This is a genomic window from Paenibacillus sp. 22594 (assembly GCF_052044425.1).
Classification (GTDB): Bacteria; Bacillota; Bacilli; order Paenibacillales; family Paenibacillaceae; genus Paenibacillus_AQ.
In genome coordinates, this window is the sequence record NZ_JBQENA010000002.1 from 776,634 (window position 1) to 799,317 (window position 22,684).

Annotated in this window: 17 protein-coding genes; 14 read left to right on the forward strand and 3 right to left on the reverse strand. The window is 50.3% G+C overall.

From position 1 onward, the window contains the following. Positions 1–100: 100 nt before the first annotated feature. From ACTJKB_RS10320 to ACTJKB_RS10340, 5 genes are all read left to right on the forward strand, one after another. Positions 101–1,540: an N-acetylmuramoyl-L-alanine amidase gene (locus ACTJKB_RS10320; protein ID WP_440833710.1), complete on the forward strand. Its 1,440-nt coding sequence runs from the start codon at positions 101–103 to the stop codon at positions 1,538–1,540. A gap of 112 nt (positions 1,541–1,652) precedes the next feature. Next, positions 1,653–2,309, forward strand: a complete 657-nt coding sequence (locus ACTJKB_RS10325; protein ID WP_440833711.1) for a GerMN domain-containing protein — start codon at positions 1,653–1,655, stop codon at positions 2,307–2,309. Positions 2,310–2,390: 81 nt separating this feature from the next. Next, positions 2,391–5,144, forward strand: a complete 2,754-nt coding sequence (locus ACTJKB_RS10330) for an S-layer homology domain-containing protein (protein WP_440833713.1) — start codon at positions 2,391–2,393, stop codon at positions 5,142–5,144. A 211-nt stretch (positions 5,145–5,355) separates the two neighbouring features. Beyond that, a complete protein-coding gene (gene nth, locus ACTJKB_RS10335; protein WP_440833714.1) occupies positions 5,356–6,039 on the forward strand; it encodes an endonuclease III in 684 nt (227 codons plus the stop codon). 32 nt (positions 6,040–6,071) lie between these two features. Next, complete coding sequence (locus ACTJKB_RS10340) at positions 6,072–6,338, forward strand: hypothetical protein (RefSeq protein ID WP_020432793.1); 267 nt, start codon at positions 6,072–6,074, stop codon at positions 6,336–6,338. A 112-nt stretch (positions 6,339–6,450) separates the two neighbouring features. On the opposite strand, the gene ACTJKB_RS10345 is transcribed toward ACTJKB_RS10340, so the two are convergent. After that, a complete protein-coding gene (locus tag ACTJKB_RS10345; protein WP_440833715.1) occupies positions 6,451–6,783 on the reverse strand; it encodes an ArsR/SmtB family transcription factor in 333 nt (110 codons plus the stop codon). A gap of 3 nt (positions 6,784–6,786) precedes the next feature. Further along, positions 6,787–7,212: an SRPBCC family protein gene (locus ACTJKB_RS10350; RefSeq protein WP_440833716.1), complete on the reverse strand. Its 426-nt coding sequence runs from the start codon at positions 7,210–7,212 to the stop codon at positions 6,787–6,789. A gap of 252 nt (positions 7,213–7,464) precedes the next feature. Between ACTJKB_RS10350 and ACTJKB_RS10355 the strand changes: the two genes are divergently transcribed. The 9 genes from ACTJKB_RS10355 (at position 7,465) to mglC (ending at position 21,493) form a co-directional block, all read left to right on the forward strand. After that, positions 7,465–11,145, forward strand: coding sequence for a dynamin family protein (locus ACTJKB_RS10355; RefSeq protein ID WP_440833718.1), 3,681 nt, complete (start codon positions 7,465–7,467; stop codon positions 11,143–11,145). 147 nt (positions 11,146–11,292) lie between these two features. Then, entirely contained in the window at positions 11,293–12,483 is a 1,191-nt protein-coding gene (purT, locus tag ACTJKB_RS10360) for a formate-dependent phosphoribosylglycinamide formyltransferase (RefSeq protein ID WP_440833892.1), read from the forward strand. Further along, entirely contained in the window at positions 12,473–12,937 is a 465-nt protein-coding gene (locus ACTJKB_RS10365; RefSeq protein ID WP_440833719.1) for a GNAT family N-acetyltransferase, read from the forward strand. Before purT ends, ACTJKB_RS10365 begins: the two co-directional genes overlap by 11 nt. Before the next feature lie 192 nt (positions 12,938–13,129). Beyond that, positions 13,130–14,779 (forward strand): response regulator, encoded by a 1,650-nt coding sequence (locus tag ACTJKB_RS10370; protein WP_440833720.1) that lies wholly within the window; start codon positions 13,130–13,132, stop codon positions 14,777–14,779. 3 nt (positions 14,780–14,782) lie between these two features. Continuing rightward, positions 14,783–16,606: a sensor histidine kinase gene (locus tag ACTJKB_RS10375; protein ID WP_440833721.1), complete on the forward strand. Its 1,824-nt coding sequence runs from the start codon at positions 14,783–14,785 to the stop codon at positions 16,604–16,606. After that, a complete protein-coding gene (locus ACTJKB_RS10380; RefSeq protein WP_440833722.1) occupies positions 16,603–17,619 on the forward strand; it encodes a substrate-binding domain-containing protein in 1,017 nt (338 codons plus the stop codon). Before ACTJKB_RS10375 ends, ACTJKB_RS10380 begins: the two co-directional genes overlap by 4 nt. A gap of 141 nt (positions 17,620–17,760) precedes the next feature. Next, a complete protein-coding gene (locus ACTJKB_RS10385; protein WP_440833723.1) occupies positions 17,761–18,837 on the forward strand; it encodes a galactose ABC transporter substrate-binding protein in 1,077 nt (358 codons plus the stop codon). 122 nt (positions 18,838–18,959) lie between these two features. Continuing rightward, entirely contained in the window at positions 18,960–20,471 is a 1,512-nt protein-coding gene (locus ACTJKB_RS10390; protein WP_440833724.1) for a sugar ABC transporter ATP-binding protein, read from the forward strand. A 14-nt stretch (positions 20,472–20,485) separates the two neighbouring features. Further along, entirely contained in the window at positions 20,486–21,493 is a 1,008-nt protein-coding gene (gene mglC, locus ACTJKB_RS10395; RefSeq protein WP_440833726.1) for a galactose/methyl galactoside ABC transporter permease MglC, read from the forward strand. A 360-nt stretch (positions 21,494–21,853) separates the two neighbouring features. On the opposite strand, the gene ACTJKB_RS10400 is transcribed toward mglC, so the two are convergent. Then, complete coding sequence (locus ACTJKB_RS10400) at positions 21,854–22,669, reverse strand: GNAT family N-acetyltransferase (RefSeq protein ID WP_440833728.1); 816 nt, start codon at positions 22,667–22,669, stop codon at positions 21,854–21,856. Between the last annotated feature and the right edge of the window lie 15 nt (positions 22,670–22,684).

A 22,684-nucleotide genomic window follows, 5' to 3' on the forward strand; every position in this document is an offset into this window, starting at 1 on the left:
TTTAAGGGCAGCTGGAGTCTAATGATTGTCGAAGGTTGTCAGTCGGATTGTCAGCATGAACGCTTTTTTAGGCGGAATACTAGATTCTTAGAGGTGAAGAATGAAGAAATTTGCTTTTATGCTGTTGCTGCTGCTCTTTGTATTTGTTCTGCCGGAGCAAGGACATGCGGCCTCCGGGACCAGTAAGATTTTTTTGGATGACAAGGAGCTCACCGCAGGACAGGACGTTTCTGTTGAAAATGTAAACAACTCTATCATGGTACCTCTTAGGATGATTGCTGAAAACCTTGGATATAAGGTGGACTGGGATCAGAAGAGCAAGACGGTTACGATTGAACAGCAGGGCAAGATTATGAAGCTGATTGTGGATCAGACAGCGGCATCGGTAGATGACAAGACCGTGATTCTAACAACAGCACCACTGCTTAGGAGCGACACGACACTGGTGCCAATCCGGTTCATCGGTGAACAGTTCGGCCTTACGGTCAAGTGGGATAACACAGCCAAGGCTGTAAATCTTATTACGCCAGAAATACCTGAGAGTAACAATGGTACAGGGGAAAGTACTGGGGATGGCGGGAGCGGCGTAGTCGTACCTCCAGCAGATCCAACGGCCGATTTAACCATGGTCAATGGCGTCAGCTTCAGCGAGAACAGGCTAAGTATTGCAATGGATGGGAGTTCGCAGCCGCAGGTATCCAAGGTATCCGGACCTGAGCGGATCGTAATTGATTTGCCGAATGCCACATTCTCGGACGCATTTGGGACAGGCCAAGTACTTGACCCGAATTTGAACGGTAAACTTACTGTAAACGATTATCCGGATGTTTCGGGCGTTCGCTACTCGTTATACAGCACTAATCCCTACACGGTTCGTTTTGTAATTGATCTAAATCAAGCTAAAAACTATAGCGTTGATGTATCAGGAGATACCTCCAAGCTTGTCGTTATTGATCTGAATGCACAAAGCACAGATGACACTGCGACATTGCCCGGCAATAGCGGACGCAAGATTGTAGTGCTGGATGCAGGCCATGGAGCCAAGGATTCTGGCGCAGTTGGGGTAACCGGCAAATATGAGAAAAACTTTAATCTGGCAGTTGTACTGAAGGCTGCAGCGCTGCTGAAGCAGGAAAACAACATCGATGTCGTGCTTACCCGGAGTGATGATACTTTCCTGGAACTCAAGGACCGGGCAGGCATGGCCAATAATCTTAAAGCGGACCTCTTTATTTCTGTTCACGCCAACAGCAGCGGTTCATCAGTATCTAGCGGATCGGAAACCTATTATCAACGGGCTGCCAGCAAGGCGCTGGCGAACGTAATGCATAAGTATCTTGTCCAGGCAACCGGATTAAGTGACCGGGGTGTCCGCTATGGGAACTTTCACGTCATTCGTGAAACGACCATGCCTGCTGTACTGCTGGAAGTCGGTTACCTGAGCAATAAAGGCGATGAATCCCTGTTGTTCTCTGAGGCTTTGCAGAATAAAGTAGCTGCAGGCATTGTCGCCGGTATTAAGGAATATCTCAAATTATAGCAGCAGCCAAGCGGCAGAGCAGGGCCGCAAAGTCAGCTTTCGGCCGTACCATCAGGTCAAAAAGGCTTTGCGGCCCTATCTGCCCATATTCATCCAGAGGGGGTAATTGTTGATGAACAAGAAATGGACCTATGCAGGTATTTCAGCTTTGCTTTTACTTGTGATCGCCGGATGCGGTGACAAACCTGCTGCAGCACCCGCCGATAATGCTGGACAAGATTCCACAACAGTCGTGAACGGCGCTGGTAGTACTGCCGAAAGCACTGACGGGGGTGGGGACGCTGTAGCCACTGCAACCGCTCAGCCGACCGCAGAACCTGCTAGTCCTTCGCCCGCAGCTACAGAACAGCCCACTGCACCCGACAAACAGAGTCAGAACATATCCGTGTATTTCACTGATCCTCAGCAAATGGAGCTGATCCCCGCTAAAGCTGACATAAGTTATACAGATGATGTGGAGAAGTACAGCGAGGCCTACAAAGCCCTTCAGAGCAGCACCAACCCTGACCAGATTCCTTTATGGGGTAAAATCGAGCTTAAATCGCTTAAATTTGCGGACGGCCAGATTACAATGGACATTCATAAACCGGATGAAGCCCAGCTTGGTGCTGGTGGTGAGGCTTTTGCTATCAGCGCACTGGCTAAGACCCTGTTTCAATTTGAAGAAGTGAAGAAGATAGAGGTTCTTGTAGATGGCGAACAAGTGGAAAGTCTCATGGGCCATGTGGATCTCGAACATCCAATGACCAGAGAAAACAGCGGTTTGTAAGGAAAATGCAGGAATAAGCCGGTTAACCGGCGAAATGATTTACTAGCATAATATATGATCCATAGAGAGGGGAATAACCTATTGTCCGGGCAAAAAAGGTCAAAACGTTCTATTCATACTTATTCCAGCAAAGCGGCAACCGCAATTCTGGCCGGCACGATGGTGCTTAGCGGAGCAGCTTCCGCGTTTGCCGACACAACTGCACCGATAACAACCTCAGCAGTGACTAGCGTAACTGCTCCGGCAGCAGCAGCAGGTGTTTTTACTGACGTGAAAAGCGGCTTTTGGGCCGAAAAACATATTTATAAGTTGGCCTCCCAAGGGATTGTTGTAGGCAATAACGGTCTGTTCCGTCCGGGGGATTCCATTACCCAGCAGGAGGCGGTGCTCATGGCACTCCGTTTCATGAAGTTGCAGGGCAATGTGAACACCGGTACCGATGTTGTGCTTCCAACTGATTTCAAAGTTACCAATTACTATAAGCCTTATGTAGTACTTGCTTTCCAGCAGGGGCTGCTGGATAAGACGTTGGAAATGGCTGCCGATAATCTGAAGACCTCCTGGGGGGAACGCCAGGCCAGCCGAGAATGGGTAGCCGAGCTTCTGATCCGGGCGCTGGGCAAAAATGCGGATGCTGCTGCTGTATCCGGTGAACCGACCGGTTTTGCCGATGATGCCAAAGTTACTGCGAACAAACGGGGATACATTAATACTGCAGTGGATCTGGGTTTGGCTAATGGTCTGGACGGCAACCGGTTTGACCCGCAAGGTGCTGTGACCCGTGCGCAGCTGGCTACTTTCTTCAGCCGTGCAGAAGCTCACAATACATTGGATTATGATAATACCGTCAAAGGAAGCATCAGTGCCCTTCAGAACGGCAAGATGACGCTATATAATAACGGGAGAACAACTGTATTCAATTTAACTTATAGTACCGCCTATTTTACCAGTACTTCAGAAACTAGAATCAATTTCAGTGACATCAAGCCCTATACCAAAGTGACTGTTATCGGAGCAACCTACAATGCCGCTTATGTAGAAGTAACAGATCCAGCGCAGCAGGTGCAGACCATTGAAGGCGTATTTGCCAAAATCACACCGGGTACAATCTGGCTGGATTCTCCAACCGGATATGATCAGTACAGCTATGATGGAAACACCTCCTTTGTGGACGTGAACGGTGCAGTAATTACCCCTTCCTCCATTACCGCTGCCAGTAAAGTTTCCCTGCTTCGGGAGACCTACAGTGGTGCAGGCAAGCTGGTTAAGGTACAGGTAACCTCGGGTATTGTGAACAAGACAGCGACAGGAACCATTCAAAGTGTCGATACTACCGCCAAGAGCATTACATTCAAAACAGCTGATGGGGCAACCGAATCCTTCAAATGGGAGGATGGCACTACCCTGTTCAGCTCTCAAAGCTCGGTGCTGCTGCCAGCCGATCTCAAGGTGGGGGCTTCGGTCAAATATACCGTTAAGGATAATATGATCCGGTCCGTAGAGGTGACTTCAGGGGTAGAGCGCACCGTGCAGGGATCGATCACTGAACTGACTAGCTCCACAGTGGTCTACAAAAAGTCTGATGGCACGCGTGAAGTAAAGCTGCTCGGAGCTACGCCGGCCATTGTAATCCCAGGTGTTACTACCCCTGTCATTGGTGATCTGATCGCAGACATTACTGCCGGAGACAATGTGCAGATCACATTGAACAGTAGTGACCAGGTGACGAAAATTGAAGTTCTAAGCCGCCAAATTGATCAATTTACTGGTGCGACAGTGGTTGATTATAGTGTGAAAACCCAGCTGCTGACGGTTATGGACAGCAGTGGCAAAGCCCATCTGGTGAAGCTCGATACCACTACGAAGCTAGCTTCAGAAGGAATGCCGAACGTTTCATTGACCAATATGGGGTATGTACTGACCGAAGGCCGTAAAGTAGATGTTGTGGCTGCTGGTCAGCGTGCCATTTCTGTGGAGACGAGCAGCAAATATGATGGTACATTGACCGCTGTGAATACAACCAATAAAACGATGACGATGAAGCTCGCAAACGGACAACTGCTAACCTTGCCTTATCCGCAGTCAGTGGACATCTTTGGACGCTCTAATTTAGCAGTCAACGATGTGGCTCTTAACAGTGCGGTAACTGCAGTACTTGCCGGTAACCAGAACGTGGTTTCGGTTCTTCGGGTGAATTCTTCTGTCCAGCTCGAGATTATTACCCTGGATGCGGCCGCAAACAAGCTAGGGGTGAAATGGTCGGGGGGAACAACCGAATTGTATACCCTGACATTGCCAATGACCGGCGACACTGGACAGAGCATTAAGATCAGTGATTTGAAGGTTGGTGACTTTGTGAATGTCTCGTATAATGGCAGCACACCGCTCTCCCTCCAAGCGGTTAAGCTTAGTACGGGTCAGCTGACAGCAGTGAACGCTACCGCAGGAACATTAACTGTGAAGGATTACAAAGCAGGTACCCAGACCTTCACTGCGACTGGTGGGGTTAAGATTATCCGTGACGGGTCCACCGCTACTACAATCAGTTCTCTTACTACTTCAGACCGCGTGGAAGTGCGCAAAGACTCCGATGGGTCCACAATTATTCGTGTATTGAGCCAGCAGTCACGTCCCTTCTCGCGTTACGAGAGTGGAACGAATGAGATTTTGGTGAAACGCGCAAGTCTTGACGATAATAATTACCGCTTTGCGCTGGGTGCAAATGTATATATTCATCAAGGCGACACGACTTTATCCGTGCAATCTCTCAAAGAAAATGATAATATTATAATGTATTTCAATAATAATGTTCTTGTTGAGATAGTGAAACAATAAGTGCTTGGTGATTTTCCGTGTGAAACACCGTCTTGATTCAGGCGTTTTGCCTGCATCAAGACGTTTTTTTTGAAATATACAGCTGGTGATGTGTTAGCTATTAATGTATGAACGTGTACGTTACAATACATACTTTGCTTATATTTCTTTACAATTGAGAAGTTACACTCACTGCAGGCAGTGAGAGGTAACACTCCGTGGAGGGGACACTATGAAAGTAGCAGAGGTCCGCCACATCCTGGATACCATCGGAGAGCTGTTCCCTGATGCGCATTGTGAGCTGAACCACAGCAACGCATTTGAGTTGACGATAGCCGTGCTGCTCTCAGCCCAATGTACGGACGCAACAGTGAATAAAGTAACCGAGGACCTGTTCCAAAAGTATAAAGCTCCGCTCGACTATGTTTCAGTACCCATTGAGGAACTGGAGAGCGACATCCGGCGTATAGGTTTGTACCGCAACAAAGCGAAGCATATTCAAAGTCTCTGCTCAATCCTGATTGAACAGTATGGTGGAGAGGTGCCTCAGGCACATGATTTGCTGATCACCTTGCCGGGTGTGGGGCGCAAGACCGCAAATGTGGTAGTATCCAACGCTTTTGGAGTCCCGGCCATTGCGGTGGATACACATGTAGAGCGGGTGTCCAAGAGGCTCGCCCTTGCAGGCTGGAAAGATTCTGTGCTGGAAGTGGAGAAGAAGCTGATGAAGGCGGTGCCGCGTGACGAGTGGACACTCACGCATCACCGGCTGATCTTTTTCGGACGCTATCACTGTAAAGCACAGAATCCCAAATGTCAGGTGTGCCCGCTCTTGGATGTATGCCGGGAAGGTAAGAAACGTATGAAAACTGCTGTAATCAGGAAAGCTAAGAATCATACGGAAACAAGTGATTAAGAGTTAGAGATGAAGAAGAGGATGGGATAGAGATGAAGTGCATTTCTGTATATACCGATAATTTTGAAGCGTTCTCCGATATTTTTGAACGTGTAGTGGAAAGTCCGCTTGAGGAAAACGAAGAACAGGAAGTGGAAGGCATCACGATCAGCCACTCTGGCGATGTACCTGAGCATTACCTGGAACGTATGTCCCAAAAACCTGAAGTTGTAGTGATGAGAGATAAATCCCGTGGCCTGACCATTCTGCAGCACGGCAAGGTATTCGAAATTCTGCTGCCAGTTCTGGAAACTGCTTAAGCTACTCAGCTTGGTTCCATAAGCAGGTGTGACCCAAATAGGATGTGAGAAAGCCGGCCCATGGGCCGGCTTTTTAGTGTGCAAAGATAAACATTTCTGTTGATATTTGCTCTTATTGCGGGTTAGTGTCCTTCTCAACGAATTCTTTTAGCAGTGACAGTCTGTCGTCCCAATAGATCTCGAAGAAGGCAAGCCAGTCCTTTAGTTCTGCAAGAGGCTCCGGGTGAAGTGAATACCTTGTCTCCCTGCCAATCCGTCTGGAGCTGACAAGTCCAGCATCGGATAAAATATGCAGATGTTTGTTAATAGCTGTACGCGAAAGAGGGAAGTTCTCCGATATGGCCACAATCGGCATATCGTTACGGGCAAGCAGCTGCAACACGCTTCTGCGGGTGGGATCGGCGATCGCTTGAAATACATCATGCTTGAGTGCTGGGGCAGCCACTGCTTAAGCCTCTGTATAACGAACGAGACTTTTGTTGACAATACCTTCCCATCCACCGTCCATAATGCCGCGGATAATCGAATGAGGTTGTCCAAACTCGGTGGCCTTTGTTTCATCCCAGCCCGAATGAATCAGGGTGAACTCTGTTTGCTGATTGTCCAGCTCTTTTAATTCAAACTCCAGATGCCAGTCTTTGCCCCAATCAAAACCCAACCGGTGTGGAGGGGTGAGTTCAGTTATTTTGCAAGGAGAATCACCAAATTGGCCGGAACGCAGGATGAACTCCTTACCCAGGACCGGTTCAAATGTATTGTCCATCCACCAGGCCGCGATCCCCTCAGAGGTGGACACAGCTGTCCATACTTTTTCAATGGGAGCTTTAAGAACTACAGTTTTGCGAATTTCGGGCAATGTCTTTTCAGTGTGCATAAGCTACCTCCTGTTATTGTAACACCTTTTGGTTTCGTAATTGATTGTAACACCATAAGGTGTTGTATTTCAATAGCTTTGAGAACATCAACAAGTTTGTAAAGAAATACCTGGATTTGTGAGATTCGTGAGGGATTATAGGGGAATTTGTAAATAGTTCTGATTTGAATTGTGGCAAACTGGTGATAAAATGTAATTATTCTATTCTTGTGAGACAATACGATACACGAAGCAGCGAAGGTGGGAATAAACGTGGGAGCGGAACGGGCCAAAATGGAGAAAGAAATCTTGAAGAAACCGTCCTATTCTGGGCTCAGCAAGCTTATGAACGAATGGGGCGATCCGGCAGCAGAGCAAATTATCTCTGATTTGGAGTTAAAAGCTGCTGCTGGTGAGCTTACCTTAGCCTTTTGCGGGCATTTCTCGGCAGGAAAATCGAGTATGATTAATCTTCTATGCGGCAAGAATGTCCTGCCTTCCGGACCGGTTCCAACCAGTGCGAATATCGTATCCATCCGCAGTGGAACCCCTCGTGTTCTGCTGTATCCGCAAACTAGTGAAACCGGAACCCAACCGGCCCCATGGGAGACAACACCTGAACAATTGCAGGACTTTTGCCGCAGAGGGGGCGAATACTCCGCCATATCTGTATGGGAGAACGTACCGCTGCTTGGGAGCTATGGAGTTCTAATGGATACACCGGGGGTGGATTCCACCGATAACGGACATCAGGCGGCAACGCATTCCGCACTCCATTTGGCGGATGTTGTGTTTTATGTGATGGATTATAATCATGTGCAATCCGAGAATAATCTGGCCTTTGCCAAAGCACTCAGTGAATGGGGCAAACCGCTGTATCTTATCATTAATCAGATTGACAAGCACCGTGAACAGGAAATTACCATTGAAGTGTACCGGAAGCAATTGGTAAGCGCTTTCGGTCAATGGGGGATTCAGCCGGCGGGAATTCTCTTTACTTCACTCAAGGTTCAGGAGCATCCATTGAACCAGTGGAAGGATCTGCTGAATCTGATTGAGAAACTCCTGGAGCAACGGGATGAGCTGCTTCAGTACAGTCTGTCCCGTTCTCTTTACCATACCGCAGATACAGCCCTGACAGTCTATAGAGAAGGGCAGCAGGAGGAACGGGAGCATCTTCTGGAAGAAGCAGGAACAGCGGAAGAGCGGGACTACGTGGAGCGTGAGCTCCTCGAATGTGCGGATGAGCGGGCAAAGGCTCTGGGGCTAGCTGAAGAAGCGCGCCAGCAACTGCGAACCCGTCTGGATGCCCTGCTGGGCAACAGCAGCCTGATGCCGGCAGAGGTCCGGGAAGCTGCCGGGGCCTATGCCGAAAGTGTCAGTCCCGGCTTCCGCAAGGGACTGCTCTTCACGGCAGCGAAACGGGAGAAGGAACAGCAGAAACGGCTGGCCGCCTGGCATACGCTGCAAAGCCGGGAGATTGCCGCCCAGCTGGAATGGCATCTGCTCCAGCTGGTCCGGCAGTGGGGAGAAGGCCTCGGAGTCTGGGACGAGGCGGCGGAGACGGCACTTAAGCAGGCGTTCCCGGCGTTCAGCCCCGGGGTGCTGGCGGCTGCCGTCAAGCCGGGAACCGGCTTCAGCGGCGAGGCGCTGCTGAATTTCTGCCGCACGCTTGCGGCTGAAATGAAGAGCCAGTTCCGCCGCGCTGCGCTAGGCATCGGCGATGAGCTGCTGGCGAAGCTGCCGCCGCTGCTGGACGAGCGGCTCGCGGATGTATCGCGCCGCGAGGCAGCCCTGCAGCGGCAGGCGCGCGCCCTAGCCGCGCTGGCCGCCCTTGACCGCGCGGCGAACGCCCGCGCGGCAGAGCTTGCGGCGCTGCTGCCGCCGCGCCGCACCCTCACCCCCGGCACGCTGCCGGAGGTGAGGGTCACCCCGCAGGCGGGCGCGCCCGGCGCCGCGCCGCGGGAGACCCAGCCGCCGCAGGGCGCAGCGGCTGGAAGCCCCGCCGCAGGACTTGCGGCGGGTACGTCTTCGCCGGCGGGCGGACGCCGCCGGCTCGGGAAGGCCGCAGCGGTGCTGGACGCTGCGGCGGAGCTGCTGCGCAGCGAGCCGGCCATGGCCTCGGCTGCGCGCAGCCTGGCGGAGCGAGCGGCGGATCTCGCCGGCGGCCGCTTCACCCTGGCGCTGTTTGGAGCGTTCAGCGCCGGCAAGTCCTCCTTCGCCAATGCCTTACTGGGCGAAGATGTGCTGCCTGTGTCTCCGCATCCCGCCACAGCGGCAGTGAACCGGATTTTGGCGCCGGAAGGGGACTTCCGTCACGCCAGCGCGGTGGTCACCATGAAGAGCGTGGAGGATTTCTGGGAGGACATCCTCCATTCCTTCAGTGTGCTGCAGCTTGACGCGCCGCAGCTGGAGAGCTGGACTACGAGCGCTGGGAATCTCCAGGTCAGCGGGCTCCATCCCTCTGCACTGCCGCATGCCGGATTTCTGCGGGCGGCGGCGGCGGGCTGGCAGGAAGCTGAACCTTTGCTTGGAACCGTACGCACTGTCGATCTGCAGGAATACCGCCAGCTGGTCGCTGAAGAGACACGGGCCTGTTTCATTCAGGGAATTGATCTCTATTACGATTGTCCCCTGACAGCCGGCGGTATCGTGCTGGTCGATACCCCTGGGGCGGATTCATTGCATGCGCGTCATACCGGAGTAACCTTTGGTTACATGAAGAATGCCGATGCGATATGTTTTGTGACCTATTACAATCATGCGTTCTCCAAGGCGGACAGGGGCCTGCTGGCCCAGTTGGGCCGGATCAAAGACAGCTTTGCGCTGGATAAAATGTTCTTCATCATCAATGCCTCCGATCTGGCCTCGGATGAAGAAGAGCTCCAGGAGGTTCAACAGCATGTTGCGCAGAATCTGCGCGCCGGCGGTCTGAATGCACCACAGATGTATTCCCTCTCCAGCCTGCTTGCACTGGAAGGGAAAAAGGCAAATAACCGGGAGATCTATGATGCTTCCCGGTTCAGCAGCTTCGAGCAGGCACTTGCACATTTCGCGGGCGGGGAACTGCCGAAGCTGTCACTGGCAGGGGCTAGAGACAGCCTCGGCAACATCCGGCGCCGGACTGAAGAGTGGCAGGAGAAGGCGCATCAGGCGGCGGGTCAGCGTGAAGTGCAAATGAGGGTACTGCAGGAGCAGCGGAGTCAGGCAGAGCGGCGGTTGGGTCTGCTGGCCGCCGAGGAGCGGCCGCGCCGGGATTTGCGCAGAGAAGGTGAGGAATTGCTGTATCATGTCCGCCAGCGGATATCCTTCTCCTTTGGCCGTTTCTTTCAGGAATCGTTCCATCCCTCTCTGCTCCGTGAAGACGGCGGTCATCTGAAAGATATCTTTATAGCTTGTGGAAGAGAACTGGAACGGACGATCCAGCGTGAGCTAGAGCAGGAACTGTGGGCCACCACGCTCCGGCTGGAGGCTGCCGGACGCCGTCTGGTGCACTTAGCGGCAGTCTCTGCCGCTGAAGAATTATCCATACCTACGGAAGAGCTTCAGTTCCTTCAAAATGATAAGGAGCTTTGGCCTGCTCCGGCCAAGCTGGAAGTCAGGCTGGAGCCGCTAGATTGGACGGCGCTGTGGAGCCGATTCAAATCCCCGCGCCATTTCTTCGAAGGGACCGGCCGCAATGAGGTTAGAGTAGGGGCCGAGCCTGGGATGAAGGAAGCCGTGGCAGAGGCTGTTGAAGAACAGGAAAGCATATTGCTGGATTTCTATGCAGTAAACATGGATACCGCTTTGTCCCAAGTAGTGAAAGTGCTGAGTGAGAATCTGACTGAGCGGGAAGCAGCGATCACAGAGCTCCTGAAAGGGGGTGATTCTGCAGAGCACTGGAGCCATCTCAGCAGCGAATTGCTGCAACTCGAACAAGCTTTGGGCGATATCGTGGACAAAGATCTGTGAAGTTTGTAGGAAAATGTCGAAGAACACTTGCATTCTGACGGATGATGGATGAAAATAAAGGAGCCTGAAAATTTACAGTTTGTATTGCGTCGTTTACAGAAACATAGAACGCAGCAATCAAATTGCCGAAAGAGGTTGGAATCGACAATGTGGGGAGCTCCTTTTTCAGCCCAGAGCCGTAAGCTGCTGCTCTTGGGCAGCGGGGAATTGGGCAAGGAAGTCATTATCGAAGCTCAGCGCCTTGGCGTAGAGACCGTAGCTGTGGATCGTTATGAAGATGCACCAGCGATGGGGGTGGCCCATCGTTCCCATGTTATTGATATGCTTGACGCGGAAGCACTGAAACAGCTGATTCGTGAAGAAAAGCCGGATCTGATTGTTCCGGAGATCGAAGCCATTGCCACACATGCACTGCAGGAGCTGGAGCAAGAAGGATTCTTTGTAGTTCCTACCGCACGTGCAGCACGGCTGACTATGGACCGGGAAGGCATCCGCCGGCTGGCCGCTGAGGAGCTGGGCCTGCTTACTGCAGCCTACCGTTTCGCGGATAGTTTGGACGAGTTGCGTCAGGCCGTAGAGATCCTGGGCACCCCGTGTGTGATTAAGCCGATCATGAGTTCGTCCGGCAAAGGACAAAGCGTCTGCAAGAAGCCTGAGGATGCTGAGCATTGCTGGAATACGGCGCTGGAAGGTGCACGTGCCAAAGGAACCCGGGTCATCGTAGAAGCTTTTGTGACCTTCGAGAGTGAGATCACACTGCTCACCGTACGTTCAGTCAGCGGTACGGTATTCTGCCCTCCGATCGGCCATATCCAGAAGGACGGCGACTATGTGGAGTCCTGGCAGCCTCATCAGATGAGTGCAGCCGAATGGACTGAGGCTCAAGAAATCGCCCGCGCGGTTACAGACCAGCTTGGCGGGTATGGGATTTTTGGCGTGGAGCTGTTTCTAACGGATCATGGTGTATTGTTCAGCGAAGTCTCACCGAGACCGCATGATACCGGCATGGTTACTATGATTACACAGGATTTATCGGAATTTGCTCTGCATGTCAGAGCCATTCTTGGATTTCCGCTCGACTCGGTGCAATTGCTGTCACCGGGCGCATCAGCAACATTGAAGGCAGAAACAGCCGGACAAGCTTTTAGGGTGACCGGTATTGGCGAAGCGCTGGCGCTTCCCCGTACACAGGTCCGTGTGTTCGGCAAACCGGAGATCCGCCCTGGACGGCGAATGGCCGTAGCGTTAAGTGCAGCGGAAGATGTGGAAATCGCGCGGACGACAGCCAAGCAGGCGGCGTCTATGCTAAAAGTGGAGGTAATTGAGGATGAACAGTAGTACTCAGGAGCAGGTACTGCAAATTCGCAAATGCGGCTTGAATGATCTGGAGAGAGTGACAGCCCTTCTGCGGGAATTCGGCTATCCGACAACGCTTAGCGTGATGAAAGAAAGAATGGAAGACATGGAGACTGATCCGTTCCACTGCACTCTCGTTGCAGAACTGGATAATGAAGTTGTGGGAATGGTTGGACTACGGAAGGTGAGATCCTATTACAAGCATGCAGACTGTATTATGGAGATTACCGCACTGATCGTAGCTGAGGAACTTAGAGGCAACGGACTTGGCAAAAGACTGGTGGCCTCAGCAGAGGATTGGGCACGCCAGCAAGGATGCTGCCAGCTTTTCCTGAGAAGCGGCAATCGGGTGGAACGTTCACCGGCACATGCTTTTTACCGGCATATCGGATTCGAGAAAACCACCGGCTACCGCTTCAACAAATCATTGCTATAGACCATACGCACCAATCATCCCCATCCCGGTTCATGCGGGATGGTTTTTTTTTGCCCTTTTGTTCAAATATAAGCGTAATTCTATGTATTCCCTTCGCAAATCCACCTTCCTTAACTTAACCATAGATTGAGCCGTTCGAATCAGATAGAATGGGTGTAGAATGACCTAAACCTGATCCAAAGAGGGATGAAAATGTATAAATTGATTCTAGCCGAAGACGAAGAAGATGTAAGAGAAGGGATTATTGCGCAAATCGACTGGAAGCAGTACGGGTTTGAAGTTGTGGATCAGGCAGAGAACGGGCGGGAAGCCGCGGATTCCATTGACCGGCTGCTGCCGGATGTAGTCGTAACCGATATACAGATGCCATTTATGAACGGGCTGCAGCTGGCGGAGTGGATTCGCAGCCGGCATCCCAATACGAAGATTATTATCTTGACCGGATATGATGAATTTGAATACGCCCAGAAGGCGATCAAGCTGCAAATAGATGAATATATTTTGAAACCGTTTTCTGCGCAGGAGCTGATTGACGTTCTGCTTAAGGTAAGGGCAACGATAGAGGCGGAGATTGCCGAGAAGGAGAATGTGTTTGTGCTCAGCGAGCATTACCGCAAAAGTCTGCCGGTGCTCCGTGAGCAGTTTCTCTCCTCACTGGTCTCCCGCAGGCTCCCTGCCGCAGAGATTGCCGGAAAAAGCGCAGAATACGGTATAGAATTAAGCGGTGAACTGTTTCAAGCTTCCGTGATCCGTGTGGATTATATCCGCGAGGGCGGAGAAGATGTCGTGTCAACCAAACGGCCTGTATCTCTCAGAGATACGGGTGAACGTAATCTTCAACTCTTCGCCGTACTGAATATTGCCGAAGAAATCTGCCAGAAGCATGACTTCGGCAAAGTATTCATCTACCGCGATGATGTGGTGCTGCTCTCGGTCAGCGAAGACAGGGATGAGGCCGCGATTACCAGCCGCACCTTTGCTATCCTCGAAGAAATTCGCCAGTATGTGCAGCATTTTCTTAAGCTTACCGTGACAGCGGGCTCCGGTACGGCCTGTAATTCGCCTGCTCTATTGTCCCATTCTTTTAACGATGCGCTGCAGGCGCTGGATTATCGTCTGATCCTTGGAAATAATAGAGTGATCTGGATCGAAGACGTGGAGTCCCGGGTTGGACGTATGCTGGCATATGACGAGCTGACCCAGCAGTCGCTGATCCGTACGATCAAGCTGGGTACCCTTCAGGAATTGAAGGAGGTAGTGGACGAGCTGTTTGGCGGATTGGATGCGGGACTGGTGAGCACGCAGGAATATCAGATTTTTCTGCTGGAAATTATCACCACGATTCTTCGGGTGGCCAAGGAATCGGGCAGTGAGATGAGTGATGTTGGCGGCTTGGGATTTTCCTCCCTGACAGAGATTCAGAAATTCAACAATATGGGTGAGGCCAGGGAATGGATTATCGGTGTGTGCAGCCGGCTCATGGATTCCATTGCCTCGGAGCGGCAGTCCAGTTACAAGCAACTGATCGACCAGGCCAAAGACTATATCCGCAGCCATTATGAGGAATCCGATATATCCATCGGCAGAGTCTGCCAGCATTTGCACATCAGTACCGGCTACTTCAGCAGCATTTTCAAGAAAGAAATGAAGATGACCTTTGTCAGCTACCTGCTGCAGATCCGTCTGGAAGCGGCCAAAGAGCTGCTGCGTTCGACAGAGCTTAAGGCATTTGAAATTGCCGAAAGAATCGGCTTTGCCGACCCGAACTATTTCAGCTTTTGCTTCCGCAAGAAATATGGTCAATCGCCTAAAGAGTACAAAAACAGCTCACGGGGAGGATAAGCCATGTACAAGCCGAAGGCGTATTTTTTTTCGCTTCGCCCGCAGCCGCGCAAGGGAGGCAAGCTTCGCTTGCCCTCCAAGCTGCGGAGTATCCAGCTCATTATTACGATAACCTTTACGGCGGTCACTGTGCTTGTTGCAGTGATCGTTAGTTTTATGCTGTACAACAAATTTGCTGCAACCGCCGAAAAGAATGCCAATATGAACATGCAGCAGATTATTGAGCAGGTGAATTACAACCTTGAGCTGTATGTCAAAGGGATGGGGAGTATTTTTGAAACGGCAGAAAAGCAGATTACAACCAGTCCTTCTATTGATTCTTCCCTGCTGGGCGAGCGGATGGATACGCTGATGAGCAGCCGTGAAGATCTCGTCTCGGTGGCGGTGTTCACCCCAAAGGGTAAATATGTGGTCGGCACTCCGGGCCAGAGCATGCGGCTTAACACCCAGCTGCAAAGTCAAAGCTGGTTTACCTCGGCTATCAAAAGCCCTGAAATTTCCTACTCTGCTCCTCATATACAGAATTTGTTCAAGGGACGTTATACCTGGGTGGTCTCCATCAGCAAAATGATTGAATACAAAGAAAACGGGCTTACCAAATCCGGCGTCCTGCTGATCGACTTCAACTTCCGTACAATTGATCAGCTCAGCAGACAGGTTAAGCTGGGTAACAGAGGGTATGCTTACATTCTTGATCCGCAGGGCAACATTGTTTACCATCCTCAGCAGCAGCTAATATATGCCGGGCTGAAGTATGAGAATGTGGAATCTGTGCTGGCATATGAATACCGCAGCTATCTGGATGAATCTACAGGAGAGAAACGCTTTATCACAGTACGCACACTGGCCCGGACAGGCTGGAAGATCGTCGGTGTGGCCTATTACGATGAGATTGTGACGACCAAGCGCGATCTGAACCATTTTTTGATCTGGTTTTTGGGTTTCGTTATCTTAGGTGTAATCGTGTTATCTATCTTCCTGTCCTGGCTGATTGCCAGTCCCATCCGCAAGCTGGAACGGACGGTCAAGCTGGTTGGCGAAGGGGATCTGAACACACCGATTGACGTCAGTGGTGCTTATGAGGTGGAACAGCTGTCCCGGCGCTTTAATCTGATGCTACAGCGGATCAGGCAACTCATGGACCAGATTATCTATGAGCAGGAAACCAAGCGCAAGGGTGAGCTGGAAGTGCTGCAATCGCAGATTAACCCCCATTTTTTATATAACACACTGAATTCGGTCATCCGGCTGGCGGAAAGAGGTAAAACGGATGAAGTGGTGACGATGATCCAATCGCTGTCGAAATTTTTCCGCATCAGTCTCAGCAAAGGGAAAAATATGATCACCATGCAGGAGGAGCTGGATCATATCCGGCATTACTTGGTCATTCAGAGCTTCCGCTTCAAAAATAAATTCCGCTATGAGATTAAGGCACAGGACGAGGTTCTGACGTACCAGACGATCAAGCTGATTTTGCAGCCGATTGTGGAGAATGCCCTCTACCATGGCATCGAAATGATGCCCGATGAAGGACTGATCACGATAACTGCGGAGCTTCAGGAGGGTCTGATTGTCATCCGGATCAGTGACAACGGGCTTGGCATGAATCAGGAGACACTGAAAACGATTCTGAGCGGCGGTAAAAGCAACGGCGGGTCAGGTGTAGGTGTGCGGAACGTGAACGAACGGATCGGACTTGTCTATGGACGTGAATACGGACTTACCTTTGAGAGTGAGATTGAAGAAGGGACTACTGTTACGGTCATCTTTCCTGCGGTCCGGGCCCAGGAGGGGCCAGAAGATGGAAAGGAGGAATCCGTACAATGAGAAGCTTACGCTTAGGGTTTGGTTTGCTGGTGTGCGTGGTGTTGGTGTTTACGGTCACTTCCTGCCTGGGTACTTCTCCGGCATACATCAGCACAACGAAAACACACAACGTTCATATGATTGTAAAAATGAACAAAGGCGATTACTGGAACACTGTGAAGCTAGGTGCGGAGGCCGCTGCAAAGGAGTTCAATGTGAAGCTGACGTTCAAAGCTCCGGATTCCGAGAGCGACATCGACGAGCAAATCACGATGGTAGAGGAGTCCATCAAGCAAAAGGCAGATGTAATCATCCTTGCAGCCAGCAGCTATATGGGGCTCGCACAGGTGGTGGACCAGGCGGAATATTATAAGATTCCTGTAATTTCGGTAGATGCGGAGGTAGGTTCAGCCAAAGTCAAAACCTATGTGGGATCAAACGGCTATGAAGCCGGGCAGAAATCCGCAGAAAGGCTGATTGAGCTTTTGAATGGCTACGGGGAGATCGGTATCATCAATTTCACAAATTCCACCGGACACCAAGGCTCATCCGGATCAATTGATTATGGGGCACGGGATGCGAATGAACGGGAAATGGGCTTTCTGAACTATGCTGCCCGATTTCCCAATATAGAGGTCGTTCAGATTTCCTATACTTCATCCGATACTAGCGACGCTGAACAATTGACCCGCGATATGCTGTTGAACCATCCTGATCTCCGGGGCATTGCTACACTGAATGAAACAGCTTCGCAGGGTGCGGGCAATGTAATTCAGGAGCTGGGCTTCAACCAGTTGAAGATGGTTGCCTTTGACAGCTCTCCGTCCATGATGGAACTGCTGCAGAATGGTACGGTTCAGGCCACAGTCATTCAGAATCCCTTCAGCAACGGATATTTGGCCGTCAAATATGCCGTAGAAGCTGCTGAAGGCATTAAAGTACCCGAGCGTGTGGATACCGGAACGAAGCTGATCGATCTGGAGAACATGCTATGGCCGGAGAACCAGAAATTATTATTTCCATTTGTCCGGTAGAAAGCTCACATCATTAGAATTTTTATAAAAATGAGTAGGATTTTATATTCGCAACCGCTTTCACGTCGGGCATAATAAGGATGTAGCCAGGACATACTGGGCACAACTAAAAAGAAACATATATCAGGAGGTCAAATAATTATGAAAAAAATCACTTCCGTTTTACTCGCCAGTGCTTTACTGGGTGCAGCTCTCGCAGGTTGCGGCGGCAACAATAATGCAAAGACTGAGAATACAGGCAACGCTGCAAAAGCTACTAACAGTGCAAACTCCGGTGCTGCTGGTGAGACTCCAAAAGTCGGCGTGGCTATCTACAAATTTGACGATACGTTCATGACCGGTGTCCGTAATGCCATTGACACAGCTGCCAAAGGCATCGCTACAGTAGACATCGTTGACAGCCAGAACTCACAGCCAACACAGAACGACAAGGTGGACCTTTTCATCACGAAGAAATACGACGGCATGCTGATCAACCCGGTTGACCGCACAGCAGCAGGCGTAATTATCGACAAAGCCAAAACAGCAGATATTCCGGTAGTATTCCTGAACCGCGAACCACTTCCAGAAGATATGAAGAAATGGGACAAAGTATACTACGTAGGCGCTAAGGCTGAAGAGTCTGGCACCATGTCCGGCCAGCTGATTGTAGACTTCTGGAAGGCTCATCCGGAAGCTGACAAGAACAAAGACGGCGTGCTCCAATATGCAATGCTGAAAGGCGAACCTGGACACCAGGATGCTGAGCTGCGTACAACCTACTCCATCCAGGCCATCGAAGATGCCGGCATCAAGGTAGAGAAACTGGCTGAAGACACAGCGATGTGGGATCGTGTAAAAGGACAAGAAAAAATGGCAGCCTTCCTCGGCTCCCACGGTGACAAGATTGAAGCCGTTCTTGCCAACAACGATGATATGGCCCTCGGCGCGATCGAAGCTCTGAAAGCTGCAGGATACTTCACTGGCGATAAGTATATGCCGGTTGTAGGGGTAGATGCTACGGCTCCAGCTGTTCAAGCGCTGCAAGACGGAACTATGCTTGGTACGGTGCTGAATGATGCCAACAACCAAGGTAAAGCTGCAATCACATTGGCTGCATTGCTGGCCAAAGGTGAAACACCTACCAAAGAAAATGTGGGCTTTGACATCACAGACAACCAATATGTATGGATTTCCTACAAAAAAATCACCAAAGATAATGTAGCTGACGCTAAATAAGCTTAATAAAAATAAAGCCGGGGAGTGGAAAACTGCTCCCCGGAATTCCTTACGGGTAGGAAGCAGAAGGGAACCGCTGTGCCTCTCATGGAAAAGACAAATAGCGTAGGGGGCGTAATAACATGGCAAAAACTGAATTTTTGCTGGAAATGAACAATATTACCAAAGAATTTCCCGGTGTGAAGGCGCTGGACGGCGTGAGCCTGAAGGTTAGGCCGGGTTCGGTCCATGCACTGATGGGTGAGAACGGCGCAGGTAAGTCTACACTCATGAAATGTCTGTTTGGGATCTATTCACCGGATGCCGGTGAGATTTTTCTGGATGGTGAAAAGGCTAATATCACGAACTCCAATGATGCTTTGGGTCACGGAATCTCCATGATACACCAGGAGCTGCATCCGGTGCCGTTCCGCAATGTAATGGAGAATATCTGGCTGGGGCGTTTTCCGACGAAAGGGTTCGGACCGATTCAGTTCATTGACCACAAGAAAATGTTTACGGACACTGAGAACCTTTTCAAGGATCTGGATATCGATCTGAATCCCGAGACCCTTGTAGGCAAACTGTCCGTATCCAAAATCCAATCTATCGAAATCGCCAAAGCCGTCTCTTTTCATTCACGCGTTATTGTAATGGATGAACCTACCTCCTCGCTGACCAGTGTGGAAGTGGAGCATTTGTTCCGAATTATCCGGGATCTGCAAAAAAGAGGCGTAGCCATAATTTATATATCTCACAAAATGGAAGAAATCCTGGAAATCTCTGACGAAGTGACGATCATGCGTGATGGTAAAAAAATCGGCACATGGCCTTCGGCAGAGTTGACAACGGATCTGATTATTTCCAGAATGGTCGGCCGTGACCTCACGAACCGGTTCCCTGAACGCTCGAACGTTCCCGGTGAGGTTTTCCTGAAAGTGGAAGGGCTTACTTCGCCAGAACCAAGATCATTCAAGGATGTATCCTTCGAGCTCAGACGTGGTGAGATTCTAGGTGTCGGTGGTCTGGTCGGCGCACAACGTACGGAGGTTATTGAAGCCTTGTTCGGACTTCGTGCGATAAAATCCGGAAGCATCTCCATTGCTGGCAAGAAGGTTAATATTCAGTCACCGCAGGATGCCAAGAAACACGGGTTGGCGCTGCTTACCGAGGAACGCCGGGTAACGGGTATTTTCCCTGTGCTGTCCGTTCATGAGAATGGGGCCATTGCCAATCTGGACCGTTATCAGACGCCATATCTGCTGCTTGACGGCAAGAAGAAAAAGGTTGAAGTCGATAAAATGATTGAAAAGCTGCGCACCAAGACACCAACCACGAAAACACAGATCATGAATTTGTCGGGCGGTAATCAGCAAAAGGTACTACTCGCCAGATGGCTCCTTACCGAGCCTGAGGTTCTGCTGCTGGATGAACCGACCCGCGGGATTGACGTCGGGGCCAAATTCGAGATTTATTCGATTATCGCCGATTTGGCGAAGCAGGGCAAAAGCATCATCATGATCTCTTCGGAAATGCCGGAACTGCTCGGGATGTCCGACCGTGTAATGGTTATGTCTGAAGGCAAGCTGACAGGAATACTAGAAGGCGAGCAGGCTACGGAAACCGAAGTTATGCGTCTCGCTGCACAGCATTAAGGGGGAAACTACTAATGAACGTTAAAAAAGCTCAATCCTTTGTCACTCAAAACGCGATCTATATCGTACTCGTATTGCTGATCATGGGTATTATCATCTATGAGCCAAGCTTTATGTCCATCAATACCTTGCGTGACGTGCTGATTCAATCCTCCACACGTGTAATTATCGCTCTGGGTGTGGCCTTTATTCTGATCACAGCCGGTACGGACTTATCCGCAGGACGGGTTGTAGGGTTCACGGCGGTTATCTCCGCCTCAATGCTGCAAATACCGGATTATTCACGCCGGTTCTTCCCTGATCTTCCGCAGGTGCAGGTATGGCTTCCAATCCTAATCGCCATCTTTGCCGGCCTCCTCTGTGGTCTCATTAACGGGATTATCGTTTCCAAGCTAAATGTTCCGCCATTCATTGCCACACTGGGTACGATGTTGATTGTATACGGTTTGAACTCCCTGTACTTTGATATGGACCCGAACCAATCGCAGCCGATCGGCGGTCTGCGTCCTGACTTCACCAAAATAGGCTCCGGTTTTATTGGCGAGGGACAATATTCCATACCTTACATTGTCATCATAGCCCTTGTTGTCGCCGCCATTGTCTGGGTGCTGTTCAACAAAACCAAGCTGGGCAAAAACATGTACGCTATCGGCGGCAACATGCAGGCTGCCAAGGTATCCGGGATCAACGTATCCAAGAACCTGATCTACATTTACGCTATCGCTGGTGCCCTGTACGGTCTGGCTGGTGTGCTTGAGGCTGCCAGAACAGGCGGCGCAACAAACAACTACGGTAACATGTACGAGCTTGACGCCATCGCAGCTTGCGTAGTCGGCGGCGTATCCACTACAGGCGGTATCGGTACGGTGCCGGGCGTTCTCGTCGGTGTAATTATCTTCACCCTGATCAACTACGGACTGACCTTTATCGGCATCAGCCCTTACTACCAATTGATTATTAAAGGTCTGATTATCATTGCGGCGGTATCGTTTGATATGCGTAAATATTCGTCGAAGAAGTAAGCAAATCAACAACAATAACTACTTGAGGTGATTGGGGCGTGGCTACGGTGAGTGTTTGGGCTTTCGGCCGCTGTTAGGTTTGGATTTCCTGATTTAAACCGCTGGTTGCGGTAGAAATTCAAACCTAAAGGCGGACGCATTCGCTCCTACAGCTCCAAACCTCCCCTCTGCCACTTGCATCGCCTTAGGCAGTTCTCCTCCCTGCTTCGCAAGGGGGAGGGGCAGTATAAAAAGCGGTTGCTGGGTATCCGGCAAACGCTTTTTTGTATAGCATAAATCCTTTCAATATTGAGGGTACTGAGGTGAGGGTGATAGTTGGAACATAATACTTGTGAGGTGATTAAGGCGTGAAAAGCAGCATCAAGTTCCTTTCTTCACCCAATTAGCTCTGATGTAGCCAATTCTCATTCCTGCTCTTTCCATATTGTTCTGGCTTGTCGAAGTATACGCACATTGACCTACAACTAACTCGCATTGTTGTAATGCTGCTTCGTACATGCGCTTACGTAAAAATGCTGATTGCAGACCCTGTCCTCTAAACTCAGGAAGCGTGGCGGCAAAGGTCAAGGATGCAACCCCGCTATGGATATACATTACCGCAACACCGGCAGGGATTTCATTTAAGAATCCAAGGAAAATACGCCATCCAGAGCGATTGAATAATACTTTATTATTTGCTGCAACGTACTTTGAACCACTTTCCGCTAAACCGCTGCCCAAACAATGTAACTTACCATATAGTTCGAATTCGTCTTCATTAATTTCGCGAATGAATATATTGGATGGATCATCCGGATAAACCTCATTTGGAATACCATACATTGCTGTATGGAACGTATTTTGATAAAAGCCTTTACTGGATAAATAATGGAGTAGTTCAGGGCTGGACTTAGAAGGGATTATTTCAAATTGGCAAGGTCTGTCGCGTTCATGATAAAAATTAATAATTTCATCCACTTGGTCTATATCATCAAGTGTTATGCCTTTAACGGTATTAAAAGCCCCCCATGGCATTGTTTTAACATATATCGCCGTGGTATTACCAAATTTCTCTACCTCGGCTCCTTCAGGGTTACCTACTCGTTCACGTATGGCCGCTACTCTGGAAACCATATAATCAATTTCTGATTTTTCGATCCGTTCAGCAAGCTCTCTGGTGACAACAGGGAATGGCAAGTTATATTCACTCCT